Source organism: Pseudomonas sp. BF-R-30, from assembly GCF_019956175.1.
Taxonomy (GTDB): Bacteria; Pseudomonadota; Gammaproteobacteria; order Pseudomonadales; family Pseudomonadaceae; genus Aquipseudomonas; species Aquipseudomonas jessenii.
Window position 1 is genome coordinate 16,607 of the sequence record NZ_JAHBDE010000012.1, and the last position, 15,179, is coordinate 31,785.

Here is a 15,179-nt window from a genome sequence, read left to right on the forward strand (position 1 = left end):
AATGATAAGCCCATGATTTCAGCCATCGATGCACGCCATCAAAGTCACCTGCAAGTGGGCGACACCCGTTACGCCTACGTCGATCTGTACAAGATACTGACCCCGGACGAACTACTCGGTTTGCCCTATTCGATCCGTATCCTGCTGGAGAATGTGGCTCGTTGCTCCCCTACGGCTCTGGACAATGTCATCGCGTGTATACGCGAGGACGCCCTCGCTTGCGAAGTGCCTTTTTATCCCAATAGGCTGATGTTTCACGATACAACGTGTCTGCCGGCGTTGGCTGACTTTGCCGGCATGCGTGACATGGTTGCTGAAATGGGTGGCGCACCGGAAACCATGAACCCGATGATTCCTGCGGTGCTGGTCATCGATCACTCGGTGATTGTCGAGCGCTACGCCGAGGCGGATGCCGTCGAGAAGAACCTCGACATCGATTACCGCCGGAACTCCGAACGTTATGAGTTCATCAAGTGGGCACAAAAGAGCCTGACCAATTTCAAGGTGGTGCCGCCGGGCACCGGGATCATCCACCAGGTCAACATGGAATCACTGGCCACCGTCGTTTGGGAAAGCCAGACGGCCGACGGCCAGCCGCTGCTGCATCCTGACGATATCGTAGCGACTGACAGCCACACGCCCATGATCAACGCCATCGGCGTGCTGGGCTGGGGCGTGGGAGGGCTGGAGGGGCAGGCTGCCATGCTGGGCGAGCCGGTGCCGATCAGCTTTCCTGAGGTCGTCGGCATTCGGTTGAGTAACGAACTGCGGCCCGGTGTGACAGCTACCGATCTGGCATTGCGCATCACTCAGATGCTGCGTGCGAAAGGCGTGGTGGGTAAGTTCGTTGAGTTCTGTGGACCTGGTCTGTCGAGGCTCAGTTGGGCGGCACGAGGGACGCTGTCGAACATGGCCCCTGAGTATGGCGCCACGGTGGTGTTCTTCCCGTTCGACGACAGCACGATGGAATACATGCATCTGACCGGGCGTAGCGACGACACCATTGCGCGCATTGAAACGTACCTTGAAGCGCAAGGTCTGTGGCGCCACGACTCATTGCCCGAGCCGCATTTTGATGACCTGATCGAGCTGGACCTCGCGGCAATCGAGCCAAGTGTTGCAGGACCCCATCAGCCGCACCAGTGGCGCAAACTGGCGGACGCCGCACCATCCTTTCGCCAGGATATTCTGGGTGAGCGGGAGGGCATCATTGCTCGCTCCTCGGATAGTGAGGCCGAATACTTCGAGCCTTCTTTTGGCCAGGCGTTGAGCCATGGCGCAATCTCTTTAGCGGCGATCACCAGTTGCACCAACACCGCGAATCCGAGCCAGATGATTCAGGCCGGATTGCTGGCACGCAACGCCCAGCGTCGCGGTTTGCGCAGCAAGCCTTGGGTCAAGACATCGTTGTCGCCTGGCTCGCGGGTGGTGGCGGACTACTTGGAAAAGGCCGACCTCTTAAGCGACTTCTCAGCCTTGGGTTTTGACTTGGCCGGGTTTGGTTGCATGACCTGCATCGGTAACTCCGGCAGCCTCGAAGAACACATGGAGCGTTTTTCGGATCAGGGCCTCAAAACCGTGGTCGTACTGTCCGGTAACCGTAACTTCGAAGGGCGCGTTAATCCTCGGGTGCAGGTCGGTTACTTGGCTTCGCCGGCGCTAGTCGTCGCCTACGCGTTGGCCGGCACCATTGACATGGATATTCAGACTGAGCCGTTGGGCCAGGATGCGGCAGGCAACGACGTGTATCTGCACGAGCTGATGCCGAGCGAAGAGCAGATTCAGGCACTGGTCAGCCAGACCGTTCGCCCGGACCTGTTCCGCAAGCGCAACGCCATGCTGTGGGACGGTACTCATCACTGGCAGGCACTGTCGGCCAGTGGCAGCGTGCAATTTCCCTGGGCGCCGAATTCGACTTATCTGCGTCGACCAATCTATCTGCAAAACGTCAAACCTCAGGCCTCCACTGAGTTGTCGATTCATGACGCGCGTGTGTTGATGGTACTTGGCGACAACGTCACCACCGACCACATCTCACCGGCCAGTGCGATTCCACTCGAAAGTCAGGCTGGACAGTGGTTGACCGAGCGCGGCGAAAACCCCAACGATCTCAATCAATATTCAACCCGCCGCAGCAATCACGAAGTGATGATGCGCGGTGCGTTTGTCAATCGAGCGGTGAAGAATCAGCTGTTGGAGCAACAGCCGAGAGAGGGCGGCTTTGCCACGGCGTTCGACGGTTCCATTCAGCGCGTCTACGACGCAGCACTGAGTTACGTCGTCAAAGAGGTGCCGCTGGTGATTTTCGCCGGATTCAATTACGGCGCGGGCTCCAGCCGTGACTGGGCCGCCAAGGCGCAAGCCACACTGGGCGTCAAAGCCGTCATCGCACAAAGTTTCGAGCGCATCCACCGAAGCAACCTGATCGGCATGGGTATCCTGCCCATTACCTTTGCAGCTGGTGCTGATGCTCCGAGCTTGCGGCTGAGCGGTAATGAATCGCTGGATTTCAGTGGCTTGGAGACGTTGCAGGTGGGGGCAAACTCAGTGAGCCTAACGATCAGTTGTGCTGACGGAAGCCAGACGTCGGTGTCGTTGACTCTGCAGCTGGATTCACAACAGGAAATTCTGTACTTGAAGCAGGGTGGGATCCTGCCTTACGTCGTGCGCAAGGTTGTGGCGCAAGCATAGTCTTAATCGATACGGGGCTTGTAGACCTGTTGCTGCCTGCCCCAGATCTAGCCCGAACAGCAAAGTACTGGCCAGCTTCCGCGCAGCGGCTCAGTCGCCGTTATTCGCTACACGGAATGTCGCTAGGGCTGATAGCAACTACCCCCAAATAAACTGTTGTTCCATTGGTGCTTTAACAAACTGCATAACAGCGTAGTTGGCCGAAAGTGGCCTGTCGTTAAGGACTACTTTCAACCCAAAGCTGACGGTGGCGACAGGCAGAAATCGGCTGATTCTGTTAAAAAAGTCGACCATGGTTTTCGCAGCAGAAAACAACCCGACCTATTCGCCGCGATGGCTTTCCATGTCGGCAATGACCTGTGCAGATACGTCGAACACGAGGCGGTGGTTGTCGAACAGATCGTCCTGATCCGATACGAGATCGACGGCGACATGCCCGCAGTTGAACATCAGTAATAGTTGACCGCCGCCCGGCAGCGGGACGATACGAATAGCTTCGGCTTCACCTGTGGTCGAGATGATGGCTTTGGCGATAAGCAGACGGGTGTGTGAATCAATCGAAAGAGTAGGCATGGTAGCTACTCCGCTTTAGCGAGTATTTTTCAAGCGCCCCCACAAGTAGGATTAAATCGGCGCACCTTTGAGTGTAGCCCACGCGCACAGACTGCATAGAGGGATCAGGATCGGCGACCGGCAGAGAACGACCCATAGCTGACGGTGGCGCCAGGCAATAAACGGCCAAAGGCAGTCCGTCGTGGTGCCCAAAAAGCCGGAGTGACTCAAATTTCCTCAACCAGGGTATTCAAAGTCTCGCCGTGCTCAAACCACCTGCCGCAGCAGCGGTCACCACGTGGCACAACCTTCGGGATGAAACTACGCTGATGAAACACTGGTTTCCCTCCGATGGAGCTGGAAAATGGAAAGGATTTCTTCTACCGCTATCGTGTTCACCACGCTCGTCGCGCTTTCCAATACAGTTTCCGCTGAAACTCGCTCTCATAAAGATGCTCGCACATTCGTAGCCCAGGCACAGATCGGCAGTAACCTCTCTACTCTTGCACTTTTGGCAGCGAAAAGAACGATCACCTACGCGATGATCGTCACAAAACTGGGAAGTGCAGATGCAAGCAGTGCCGTGTCTGACGAAATCAATGCATTGCTGCCGCAGTACCAGCCTAAGTGGGATGAGAACCTTGCTGCAGCCTATGAGAAGTCATTCTCTCAAGAAGAGTTGTCATCACTCGTATCTGAAGGCCGCGCATCAAAATACGCGGGAAAAGTGAAAGAACAGCAATCCGAAATTGGTAGAGATATGCAGTCGAGTTCCGAGCCAATTCTGATTGCTCTTGTTACCGAGGCGCTTAAGGCGACCCTGTCCAAATACATCTCGAAATAGACGGTAAAACAGGGCGGCCGGCATTGCGACCTCGAGCGAAAACGCGCGCAAGACACAGGAGTCGTACATCAAGCTCGCCGGTTCAGTGGTGACCTGGGCTCCACCGAGGCACGACAAGCCCGTTAGAAAAACATCTGAGCAAAGGTATGTATGTGGTTGAGACGGACTTGAAAGAGTTCACTTCGCTAGCTGCTTCAGTGGCGAGCTGATTGGGCATTATGAGTAGCAAGGCGAACGACTAGTCATTGGCTCAATCGAACGCCTTGTCTTGGTCCTCAGTAGGGTTACCACTTAACAGAGAAGACCTGTCGTAGATCTTCAATAGCGTCTTCACCCAGTGACGCAGGTTTAGGATTGCTCATCATCCAAAGCTTTGCCGTTTCCTCAAGTTCTTCCAGCGCAAAGCTGGCTTTTGATACAGAGCTTTCCCAAACAACTGGGCCCAGCCGCTCCAGCATCACGCCCCGAACCGTGTTGGCCAATTGCGCCACTTGCCTGGCCACATCAGGAGAGCCGGGACGCTGATAGGCGATCAATGGGATGTGGCCAACCTTCATGATTTGGTAAGGCGTCAATGGTGGAAGGATGTCGTCATTGGCCCAGACTCCTGCAAGTGTTAGAGCTACGAGCGAGGTCGAATGGGTGTGAACTACACCGTTGACTTCAGGGTTGCGGTCGTACACCTGACGATGCAATTCCAGGGTCTTCGACGGTTTACTGCCCGAGACCCAAGTACCGTCCTTGCTGACTTTTGCTATCTCTTCCGGCTTCAATCTTCCTAGGCAGGCGTCTGTGGGGGTGATCAACCAGCCATCGTCCAGGCGTGCGCTAATGTTGCCTGCGCTGCCCACGGTGTAACCGCGTTCATAGAGGCTTTTTCCGACGATGCAGATTTCTTCGCGTAGTTGTTCTTCGGTACTCAACGTGTGCTCTCCTCGAGAAGTGATATGAGGCCAGTGCTGAGGCCAGAAAGTGAAGGGGTGGTTTCGGCAGATTCTGATCGCAGTTTCAGGATCGGCGATTTGTGAGCAAAAGAGCCGCTCAAGTGCTGCTTCATTAAATGCGCGGCTTCCAGGTTATTGCCCTGTTCCACCAGTTCGATCATCCGAATGTGTTCGGCACATTGTTTGTAGAGACGCTTGCGGTCGATCATCGAGCGGTATTCGATGAGCCGCCGCATGTTGTTCATCTGGACCAGAATCATGTGATAAAGCGGGTTGCCAGAGAGCTTGATGAACTCTTCGTGGAAGCGAATACCATTTTTCAAGAGGACGTCTGCTGGCAGGTTATCGATGCCACCGTTGAGCATGTCCTGCTGCTCTTTTTTAAGACGTTGGAGCTTGGCCAAGTCGTGCAGGTAAGTCGGCTCCAACAGTGCCGCTGGCTCGATTAGCGAGCGCACCTTGTAGATTTGCTCAAGGGTTTCCGGTGTCTTCGCCACATCCAGAAAACGCCAGCCATAACCAGGCTTTGGCTCAGCCCATCCAACTTTGGCGGCGCGATTGAGAATGTCGATGACCTGGGCTTTGGTCAGGTCATAGCGAGTGCGCAGAAACTGCTCCGTCACTTCACTCGGGATTGCGTTGTTCAACCAGTCTTCCGAGAGTCGGTAGTATTCATCCGGCTCTTCAAGAGGAAGTACCTCGTCTTGGATCTGCGATGGATCTTGTACTGATTCCAGTACGAAGAACCCGCGATTGGGCAGCTGCTCCAGAACACATTGTTCCGAGAGCAAGACCAGTGCTTCGCGCGCCGGAGAGCGAGATACGTTGAATTCGTCGGCGACTTTTTGTGCGCTCAGGTGAGCGCCCAGTGATAGCTCACCGGTCTGGATTTTCTGCCGGATCTCGGCAGCGATTCGTTGTACGAGGGCGCTTGAGGCCATATCTGTGATCACTTACGAAATGGGGTGGCGACAAATACAAACCGGTTGAACCGGAATGTGAGATCAAATGAGGCATACCTCAATTCGATCAGGTTTTGTCGCGTGTGACTACTTTTTAACGTGTCATTATGCAAAAAATTGCATGAACTTATTTGTTACATCTTGAAGTGTTGAACCATTGAATTCAGCTCAAGGGCCAGTAAACCAAGGGATTGAGACGCACTAGTGGTTTGTTGCGAGCCTGTGGCTGATTGGACAGACAGGTCTCGGATGTTGAGCAAGTTTTGGTCGACCGAACGCGCAACATGGGCTTGTTCCTCAGTCGCCGTCGTGATCATCAAGTTTCGTTGGTTGATGTCGTCGTTGGCGGCCACGATTTCTGCTAATGCACTTTGGGTGGACTGGGCTAGTGAGAGGGTGAGGCGGGTATTTTCACTGCTGCTGAGCATGGTCGACACGGCAGTATCCGTGCCGTTCTGGATCCCGCTGATCATGTCTTCAATTTCTCGCGTGGACTGCGCGGTACGGTGAGCGAGCGCGCGGACTTCATCGGCGACAACGGCAAAGCCCCGCCCCGCATCACCCGCCCGCGCAGCTTCAATGGCAGCGTTCAGCGCCAAGAGATTGGTTTGTTCGGCTATCGTGCGAATCACGTCCAGAACCTTGCCGATGCCTTGTGCCTGATCCGCCAGACGTTCCACTTGTTTTGAGCTAAGTTGCACGTCTCGGGTGAGTGTTTCAATTGCACCGAGGGTTTCTACCATGCGCTGTTGGCCACGAAGAGCAATGTCCCGGGAAGCCAACGACAACTCTGAAGTAGACAGCGCATTACGGGCCACCTCCTCAATGGCAGCTGTCATCTCATTGACCGCCGTGGCTGCCTGTTCGATCTCTGCATGTTGCTGATGAATGTCCTGGCCTGACGCCTCTGTAACGGTGTTCAGTTGGGCGGTAGCGGAGGTCAGTTGCTTCGAAGATCCGGAGATTTGACTCAGAGTTTTGATCAGGTTGTTCTGCATTGTCGCGAGGGATTCGAGCAGGCGAGTGGCTTCATCATTGCCGGTCGGTTGGATGGGCTTACTCAAATCACCTTCGGCAATTGTTCTCGCCGCTCTTACGGCTTCATTCAGTGGTGCAGTGATGCTGCGGGTCAGTAACCACGCCACCAGGATTGTGCCGATACCAACCAAAATGATGACCAGCACCACGCCTCTAACGGCACGTTGATAGGCATCGATTGATTGATTACCCGCGGCTTCCGCCCCTTGGTTCGAGCGATCAATCAGGTCATCAAAGTTTTTGGTCATCTGGTCGTACGAGTCCCGGATGGTCATCAAAAACTCCCTGGCACCGGGTTTATCGCCTTGCCGAGAAAGCTTGAGCAATTCGAGGTGATTCTTTGCATACACCTCCAGGCTGGCGTTGAACGCGCTCAAACGGCCCTTGTCTTCATCGCTGGTCAGCAACTGAGCATAGGTCTGCATTTGCTCCCGGACTTGCTGCAACCGCCCGGCAGTTTTGTCCTCGTAGGACTGCATGTCTTTTTCGCTGACCGAAAGAATGTGCTGCATCGATCCCATCCGATAGCGATTCAGCGCGGCATTAGCGGCACCCAACGCACGGACGCGCTGGAGCCAGTTGTCCTTGATTTGGATCGATTGATCTTGAACCTCGTCAATCTGCCGCAGCGCAAATACCCCCAAAGCAACGCTCAGCGCAGCAATGATGAAGAACCCGAGAACCATTCGACTGGCGATTGAGAGGTGTCTTGGCAGCATGAGCATTGTCCCTTCGGCAGAGTAGTGCGATCCGGGTCTTGGCCGGATGCGTGTATTTGTGCTGACTAAAATAGCATTGCATTTTGGTGTGTCAATGTGCCAATATTTTTTGGACGATTTTTCGAGACGGCTCACCTCAATGATTTGTGATCAAGGCATAAAAGCTGAGATTTAAAGGATTTAATCGAGCCGTGGTTGTTAGGGATACCAATCAGACCGCTTTGCGCTGATTGGTTATTTACACGCTAATAGCCATAAGCAGAATCCAGATTTCCTTTGCATTCAATAACAAAACCCTGTTCGAGGAAGCATCTGTCATGCAGCGCAGAACCAAGATCGTGGCCACATTAGGGCCAGCAACAGAATCATTCGAAGCCATCGAGGGATTGGTGAAAGCGGGCGTCGATGTCGTGCGTCTGAATTTTTCCCACGGCAAGGCTGAGGACCACATTGCTCGTGCCAGATTGGTCCGTGAGTTGGCTGCCAAGCACGGTCGCTTCGTGGCGGTACTGGCGGATTTGCAAGGTCCGAAAATTCGAATTGCGCGTTTTGCGGAAGGAAAAGTGATCCTCGAAAAGGGGCAACAGTTCGTTCTCGACGCTTCCCTGGACAAGACTGCGGGGGACAAGCAGCGAGTCGGAATTGACTACGAAGCGCTGATTACCGATAGCCGTCCAGACGACATACTGCTGCTCGATGATGGACGAATTGAGCTTAAGGTCTTGAAGGTCGAGGCCACGCAACTGATCTGCGAAGTTCTGGTCAGCGGGCCGCTGTCGAACAACAAAGGGATCAACCGCAAAGGCGGAGGGTTGTCTGCATCGGCGCTGACCGAAAAGGACTTCGCCGATATCAAGACTGCCGCAGAAATGCAGGTGGATTATTTGGCTGTGTCGTTCCCGCGAGATGCCTCTGATATGGAGCTGGCTCGTCGGCTGCTGCACGAAGCAGGAGGGCAGGCAGGTCTGATCGCCAAGATTGAGCGCGCAGAAACCGTCAATGATCTACGTATTCTGGATGCGATCATTGAGGCGTCGGAAGGTGTAATGGTCGCTCGTGGCGATCTCGGTGTTGAGATTGGCGACGCAGAATTGGTTGCCGTGCAAAAGCTTATTATCGACCGTGCTCGCACACTCAATCGCGTGGTAATCACTGCGACGCAGATGATGGAGTCGATGATCACTCAATCGATGCCGACGCGCGCTGAAGTATTCGACGTCGCCAATGCGGTGCTCGATGGCACCGATGCGGTGATGCTTTCAGCTGAAACCGCAGCGGGTGCCTATCCGATCGAGACGGTTGAGGCCATGCACCGGATTATCATCGGCGCCGAAAAGCACCCTCAGTCCCATCGCTCCAAGCATCGCGTCGATCAAGTGTTCCACAAGATCGATGAATCCATCGCCATGTCGGCAATGTATGCAGCGAACCATCTGCATGGCGTGAAAGCCATTATCTGCATGACGGAAAGCGGCGATACCCCTCGTTTGATGTCGCGCATACGTTCACACCTGCCCATTTTTGCATTCTCTCGCAACCTGGCTACTCAGAATCGGGTCACGCTTTTTCGTGGTGTCACCACCATTCCTTTCGACAGCGATGATTTCGCCCCAGAGTTGGTGAACGAGAAGGCCGTTGCGGAACTGACCCGGCGTGGCGTCGTGAAGGCTGGCGATCACATTCTGATTACCAAAGGCGACTACGCCAACGCCCAAGGCGGTACTAACTCCCTTCGAGTCGTGTGTGTCGGTGAAGCCATTCGCTGAGTGAGGAAGCACTGATGAGTGAGATTAATTCAGCAGACCAGGACGCGACTGAAAGTGAATCGTGGCCAAGAGATTTCGATTTTCGTGAGCAGTACGCGGAGCAGCAGGAATTACTGAAGTCGCAGAGCGACGACACGTTAGCTCCGAACCATCCGAAGGGGGAAAACCATGCTTAACAAGAACAGCCAAATTCAACAGATCAGTGCTCGGGAAATCCTGGATTCGCGAGGGAACCCGACTGTTGAAGCTGTGGTAACTCTCGCGAATGGAGTTACTGCTACCGCCAGCGTCCCTTCCGGTGCCTCGACTGGTTCACGTGAAGCGCTTGAGTTGCGAGACAACGCATCGCGCTACATGGGCAAAGGTGTCATGCGGGCGGTCGAGAATGTAAACAACCCGATCCGCGAGTGCCTGATCGGACTGGATGCATTGAATCAGCGCGAAATTGACAATGTCATGATCGCCCTGGATGGCACAGAGAGTAAGAGCATCCTGGGAGCCAACGCGATTCTTGCCGTTTCGCTGGCGACAGCCAAGGCGGCTGCCAAGGTTCAGAACATTCCCTTGTACGAACACTTGGCTGCGCTATACGGCTCGCCGGGCAAATTCAGCATGCCGGTTCCGATGATGAACATCATCAACGGTGGTGAGCACGCCGATAACAACATCGACATCCAGGAGTTCATGATTCAGCCAGTCGGAGCATCGTCGTTCCGGGAAGGGCTTCGCATGGGCGCCGAAGTGTTCCATTCCTTGAAGAAAGTTTTGTCGGAGCGTGGCCTGAGCACCGCGGTGGGGGATGAGGGTGGTTTTGCTCCTTCACTGGCCTCCAACGAAGAAGCACTGGTTGTTATCAAGGAGGCAGTGAGTAAAGCGGGTTACGAGCTGGGCAAAGACATTACCCTGGCACTCGATTGTGCTGCCTCGGAATTTTACGAGGGCGGTCAATATGTGCTCGCCGGTGAAGATCAGGCATTCAACTCGGCAGGCTTCGCCGATTACCTGACGATGCTCTGTGACAAATACCCGATTATTTCTATTGAAGATGGGATGGACGAAAGCGATTGGGACGGCTGGGCAGGCCTGACTAAAAAGCTTGGTCACGTGCAATTGGTGGGTGACGACCTCTTCGTGACCAACACCAAAATACTGCGAGAAGGAATTCAGAAAGGGATCGGTAACTCGATCCTGATCAAGTTCAACCAGATCGGAACACTCAGCGAGACGCTGGACGCCATCCGCATGGCGCAAAATGCCGGTTACACCGCAGTCATTTCCCATCGTTCGGGTGAGACCGAGGACACCACCATTGCCGACCTCGCCGTTGCCACTTGCGCGGGACAGATTAAGACAGGCTCTCTGAGCCGCTCGGATCGTGTGGGTAAATACAACCGTTTGTTGCGTATTGAAGAGGCCTTGCAGGAGCGAGCGCCTTACAACACGGCCGCGCTTCTGAACAGGAAAGCCTGAATCATGCAGACCTCTTCGAACAAACAAAAATTGGTGATCGGCAATTGGAAAATGAACGGTAGTAGCGCTGCCAATGCGTCATTGCTGCGTAGCGTACTTCCGGTGATTTCACGCTTTGAAGGTGTTGAAATTGCAATTTGCCCGCCGTTTCCTTACCTGACGACCGTGGCTGATCTACTTGATGATTCAGACGTTTTGTTGGGTGCTCAGAATCTTAGCTCCCAGCTATCAGGCGCTCATACCGGTGAAGTCAGTGCTTCGATGCTCCATGACATCGGCTGCCGCTTCGTGTTGGTCGGGCATTCGGAGCGCCGGGCGCTTTACTCAGAGGACGATGACCTTGTGGCAAAGAAATTTGCTACGGCGCTTCGAGCTGGGCTCATTCCGGTTTTGTGTGTCGGCGAAACACTTGCTCAGCGTCAGTGCGGCGAAACGGAAGGGATCGTCACTAGTCAGCTGAGCGCGGTACTGAAGGCTGTTGGTATTCAGGATCTGGCTAAAGGCGTTATTGCCTACGAGCCTGTCTGGGCCATAGGTACTGGCGAAACTGCGACGCCAGAGCAGGCGCAAGCAGTGCACCGACACATTCGGCAGTGGCTGGCGATCGAGGACCGCGCAGCCGCCGCTGATTGCCGGATTTTGTACGGTGGAAGTGTGAAGGCCGACAACGCAGAGCAACTGTTCAAGCAACCCGATATTGATGGCGGCTTGATAGGCGGAGCCTCTCTGGACGCGATGTCTTTCGCTGCCATTTGCTGGGCGGCTCAGGCCAATCCAACTACCGAATCTATCGCGGTCTGAATTCTTTTCAATGCATAGGTGCTGCGTGTCCGTTCATTTCTTTCGGGCAGCGCCTGGTGCAGGCACAGAGGTATAAAAAATGTCTTTAAACAATCGACTTGAAGCACTGTTTCCGAGCGCTGACGAAATCCCTGCTGCTTTCCGTCCAGGACCGGCCATCGAACAGCGCGACTATCTCGTTAATGGCGAGCTGCGATTGTGGGACGGTTCATTAGCTCCGGTTCGTAGTCCTGTGTGCCTGAAAAAAGAATCAGGATACGAGTCCGTAATTTTGGGTAGCACTCCGCTGTTGGACGCGCAAACTGCCATGACTGCACTGGATGCTGCGGTGCAGGCATATGATCGCGGTCAAGGCGCGTGGCCGACCATGCGTGTGGTCGAGCGTATTCGTCATGTCGAGGCTTTCCTCAAGCGTATGCGTGAACAACGCGAAGCCGTGGTGAAGTTGTTGATGTGGGAGATCGGCAAGAACCTGAAGGACTCGGAGAAAGAGTTTGATCGCACCTGCGATTACATCGTCGACACCATCAATGCGCTGAAGGAGCTGGATCGTCGTTCCAGCCGTTTCGAGCTTGAGCAAGACACCTTGGGGCAGATTCGCCGCGTTCCCTTGGGTGTGACGCTGTGCATGGGGCCGTACAACTATCCCCTGAACGAGACGTTCACTACGTTGATCCCGGCTTTGATCATGGGCAACACCGTCGTGTTCAAACCCGCCAAGTTTGGTGTGTTGCTGATTCGGCCTTTGCTAGAAGCGTTCCGTGACAGCTTTCCGGCAGGGGTCATCAACATCATCTACGGTAGCGGCCGAGAAACCGTCAGCGCTTTGATGGCCAGCGGCAAGATCGATGTCTTTGCCTTCATCGGTACCAACAAGGCTGCCAGTGATCTCAAAAAACTGCACCCGAAGCCGCACCGCCTGCGTGCCGCGCTCGGCCTGGATGCGAAAAACCCAGGCATCATCCTGCCTGATGTCGATTTGGATAACGCAGTCGCGGAGGCTGTAACCGGGTCGCTTTCGTTCAATGGTCAGCGCTGTACCGCACTAAAAATCCTGTTCGTCCATGAAACCATCGTGGACGCTTTCCTGGATAAATTTCAGTCGAAGCTTGCCCAGCTGAAACCGGGCATGCCTTGGGAGGCAGGAGTGGCATTAACTCCACTGCCAGAGCCAGGCAAGACTGATTTTCTCACTGGTCTGGTAAACGACGCGGTGAGCAAAGGTGCCAAAGTAGTCAATGCTGGTGGCGGTGAAGTCTGCGAAACATTCTTCTACCCTGCCTTGTTGTACCCAGTGACATCTGACATGCGCGTGTACCACGAGGAGCAGTTCGGGCCCGTAGTGCCGGTGGTGGTCTATCGCGATCTGGAGACAGTTATCAACTATGTCCTCGATTCAGATTTCGGCCAGCAGTTGAGTATCTTCGGCAACAATTCAGCGCAAGTTGGTCGTCTGGTCGATGCATTTGCAAACCAGGTCGGGCGTATCAACATCAACGCTCAATGCCAGCGTGGGCCGGACAGCTTTCCATTCAACGGGCGTAAAAACTCAGCTGAAGGGACACTGTCCGTCGACGACGCCTTGCGGGTGTTCTCCATCCGAACGCTAGTCGCCACCAAGTTCCAGGAGAGCAACAAAGAGCTGGTCAGCGACATCATCCGAAATCGTGAGTCGAGTTTCTTGACCACTGATTACATCTTCTAGGGGGAGTGATGACTACGCGCTCTTTGATTATCCTCGACGGTGTCGGCATTCGTCAGGCAACTGACTCGAACGCTTTTGCAGCAGCCAAAAAGCCAACGTTTGATGCGCTGCTTGAGCGCTATGCGAACAGCCAAATCGAGACATCAGGTCTGGCGGTAGGCCTTCCTCAAGGTCAGATGGGGAATTCCGAAGTAGGCCACATGAACCTGGGAGCAGGTCGTGTGGTGTACCAGAGCCTGACCCGGATTGATAAAGCTCTCGCGGATGGAGAGTTCTCTAGCAACCTAGCGTTGCTGGAATTGCTCCAGGGAGTAAAAACGCGCGATGGTGCTGTACACGTCTTGGGGCTGCTTTCCCCCGGCGGTGTTCATGGCCACATCGATCAGATTGTCGCGGCATGCGGTTGCCTCGTTGAGCAGGGTGTCGAAAAAATCTATGTGCACGGATTTCTAGATGGCCGAGACACTCCGCCCAAGAGCGCGCAGGCATCGCTGGATGCCTTGGAGAGTGAATTCGCTCGCTTGGGCGCGGGGCGGATTGTCTCGTTGGTCGGTCGTTACTATGCAATGGATCGCGATAACCGCTGGCCGCGGATCGAAACCGCTTACCGCCTGATTGTTTCGGCGAATGCTGAACATCAAGTGGCAACCGCTACTGAAGCTTTGTCAGCGGCTTACGAACGTGGTGAATCGGATGAGTTCGTCAAGCCGACAACGATTGGGCAACCTGTCAGTGTCGGCCCCGATGACGCGATGATCTTCATGAACTTTCGACCTGATCGTGCACGCGAATTGACCCAAGCATTGATCAAGCCCGAATTCGAAGGGTTTGAACGACCTTTTGTTTTGCCAAAGGATCGGCTGCTGACATTGACCCGGTATTCCGAAGAGTTGGACTGCCCATGCGCATTCGCTCCGGAGGCGATCAGCAACAGCTTGGGGGAACACTTGGCCATTCTTGGGAAGATGCAATTGCGCATTGCTGAAACCGAGAAGTACGCCCATGTGACGTTCTTTTTCAACGGCGGTAGAGAGCAGCCTTTTGAGGGGGAGGAGCGAATCCTGATTCCTTCTCCTGACGTTACTTCCTACGATCTTCAGCCTGAGATGAGCGCCCCCCTGTTGACGGACAAGTTGGTCAACGCCATCGCTGGCGGCGCATTCGATCTGATCGTTTGCAACTATGCCAACGGCGATATGGTGGGTCATACCGGCTCCTTTGACGCAGCCGTCAAGGCGGTTGAGGTGCTCGATGAATGTCTGCGCCGGGTGGTGGAAGCAACCCTCGCCGCCGGCGGTGAATGCCTGATTACAGCCGACCACGGCAATGTCGAACAAATGCTCGACACCGAGTCTGGCCAGGCACACACGGCTCATACCTTGAATCCCGTTCCGCTGATTCTGGTCAGTGAGCAACCTGGCCGAGAGGGACTGAAGAATGGCCGGTTGTGCGATATCGCTCCTACCTTGTTGCAGATGCTGAGCTTGCCGATTCCGTCTGAGATGGATGGCAACTCACTTCTTACCGTCTGATTGGCTTACAGGTGCCATCAGTGCATCGCCGCACCGACGATTGGTTTGGTCGCCCCCGTCGAGGCGATGTGGCTTAACACGACTCGCTCATTTGAGCATGCGGGCATTGCCAGTTTTGGTAGTGCCTTTTTTTCTGGGCAATCGAGAGTTATGAA

At 54.6% G+C, this 15,179-nt stretch carries 12 protein-coding genes and 1 pseudogene; 8 read left to right on the forward strand and 5 right to left on the reverse strand.

All coding sequences use genetic code 11. The features are described 5' to 3' along the window. Positions 1–12: 12 nt before the first annotated feature. Entirely contained in the window at positions 13–2,691 is a 2,679-nt protein-coding gene (acnA, locus tag KGB20_RS09005; RefSeq protein ID WP_154910604.1) for an aconitate hydratase AcnA, read from the forward strand. Positions 2,692–3,012: 321 nt separating this feature from the next. Here the strand turns inward: acnA and KGB20_RS09010 are convergent, their stop codons facing one another. Beyond that, on the reverse strand, positions 3,013–3,264 hold the full coding sequence (locus KGB20_RS09010) for a hypothetical protein (protein WP_150813717.1): 252 nt from the start codon (positions 3,262–3,264) through the stop codon (positions 3,013–3,015). 343 nt (positions 3,265–3,607) lie between these two features. Here KGB20_RS09010 and KGB20_RS09015 point away from each other — a divergent pair, with 343 nt between their 5' ends. Continuing rightward, on the forward strand, positions 3,608–4,087 hold the full coding sequence (locus KGB20_RS09015; RefSeq protein WP_154910541.1) for a hypothetical protein: 480 nt from the start codon (positions 3,608–3,610) through the stop codon (positions 4,085–4,087). A 284-nt stretch (positions 4,088–4,371) separates the two neighbouring features. Here KGB20_RS09015 and KGB20_RS09020 read toward each other — a convergent pair whose 3' ends face one another. From KGB20_RS09020 to KGB20_RS29250, 4 genes and pseudogenes are all read right to left on the reverse strand, one after another. Then, a complete protein-coding gene (locus KGB20_RS09020; protein WP_154910540.1) occupies positions 4,372–5,010 on the reverse strand; it encodes an aldolase in 639 nt (212 codons plus the stop codon). Beyond that, positions 5,007–5,972, reverse strand: a complete 966-nt coding sequence (locus tag KGB20_RS09025; RefSeq protein ID WP_154910539.1) for a GntR family transcriptional regulator — start codon at positions 5,970–5,972, stop codon at positions 5,007–5,009. Before KGB20_RS09025 ends, KGB20_RS09020 begins: the two co-directional genes overlap by 4 nt. A 155-nt stretch (positions 5,973–6,127) precedes the next feature. Further along, complete coding sequence (locus KGB20_RS29245) at positions 6,128–6,991, reverse strand: methyl-accepting chemotaxis protein (RefSeq protein ID WP_411740890.1); 864 nt, start codon at positions 6,989–6,991, stop codon at positions 6,128–6,130. Further along, positions 6,989–7,756: pseudogene (locus KGB20_RS29250) on the reverse strand (MCP four helix bundle domain-containing protein); the annotation flags it as partial. The pseudogene KGB20_RS29250 and the gene KGB20_RS29245, both read right to left, overlap by 3 nt. Positions 7,757–8,067: 311 nt before the next feature. Between KGB20_RS29250 and pyk the strand changes: the two are divergent. The 6 genes from pyk to gpmI all read left to right on the forward strand — a co-directional run bounded on the left by pyk (position 8,068) and on the right by gpmI (position 15,024). Further along, entirely contained in the window at positions 8,068–9,516 is a 1,449-nt protein-coding gene (pyk, locus tag KGB20_RS09035; protein WP_154910538.1) for a pyruvate kinase, read from the forward strand. Positions 9,517–9,530: 14 nt separating this feature from the next. Next, a complete protein-coding gene (locus tag KGB20_RS09040) occupies positions 9,531–9,692 on the forward strand; it encodes a hypothetical protein (RefSeq protein ID WP_008017143.1) in 162 nt (53 codons plus the stop codon). Continuing rightward, positions 9,685–10,986, forward strand: coding sequence for a phosphopyruvate hydratase (eno, locus tag KGB20_RS09045; RefSeq protein WP_154910537.1), 1,302 nt, complete (start codon positions 9,685–9,687; stop codon positions 10,984–10,986). The genes KGB20_RS09040 and eno overlap by 8 nt, the downstream gene beginning before the upstream one ends. Positions 10,987–10,989: 3 nt before the next feature. Then, positions 10,990–11,787 (forward strand): triose-phosphate isomerase, encoded by a 798-nt coding sequence (gene tpiA, locus KGB20_RS09050; RefSeq protein ID WP_154910536.1) that lies wholly within the window; start codon positions 10,990–10,992, stop codon positions 11,785–11,787. 79 nt (positions 11,788–11,866) lie between these two features. Beyond that, positions 11,867–13,492, forward strand: coding sequence for an NADP-dependent glyceraldehyde-3-phosphate dehydrogenase (locus KGB20_RS09055; RefSeq protein ID WP_154910535.1), 1,626 nt, complete (start codon positions 11,867–11,869; stop codon positions 13,490–13,492). 8 nt (positions 13,493–13,500) lie between these two features. After that, complete coding sequence (gene gpmI / locus KGB20_RS09060) at positions 13,501–15,024, forward strand: 2,3-bisphosphoglycerate-independent phosphoglycerate mutase (RefSeq protein WP_223532201.1); 1,524 nt, start codon at positions 13,501–13,503, stop codon at positions 15,022–15,024. Positions 15,025–15,179: the final 155 nt, after the last annotated feature.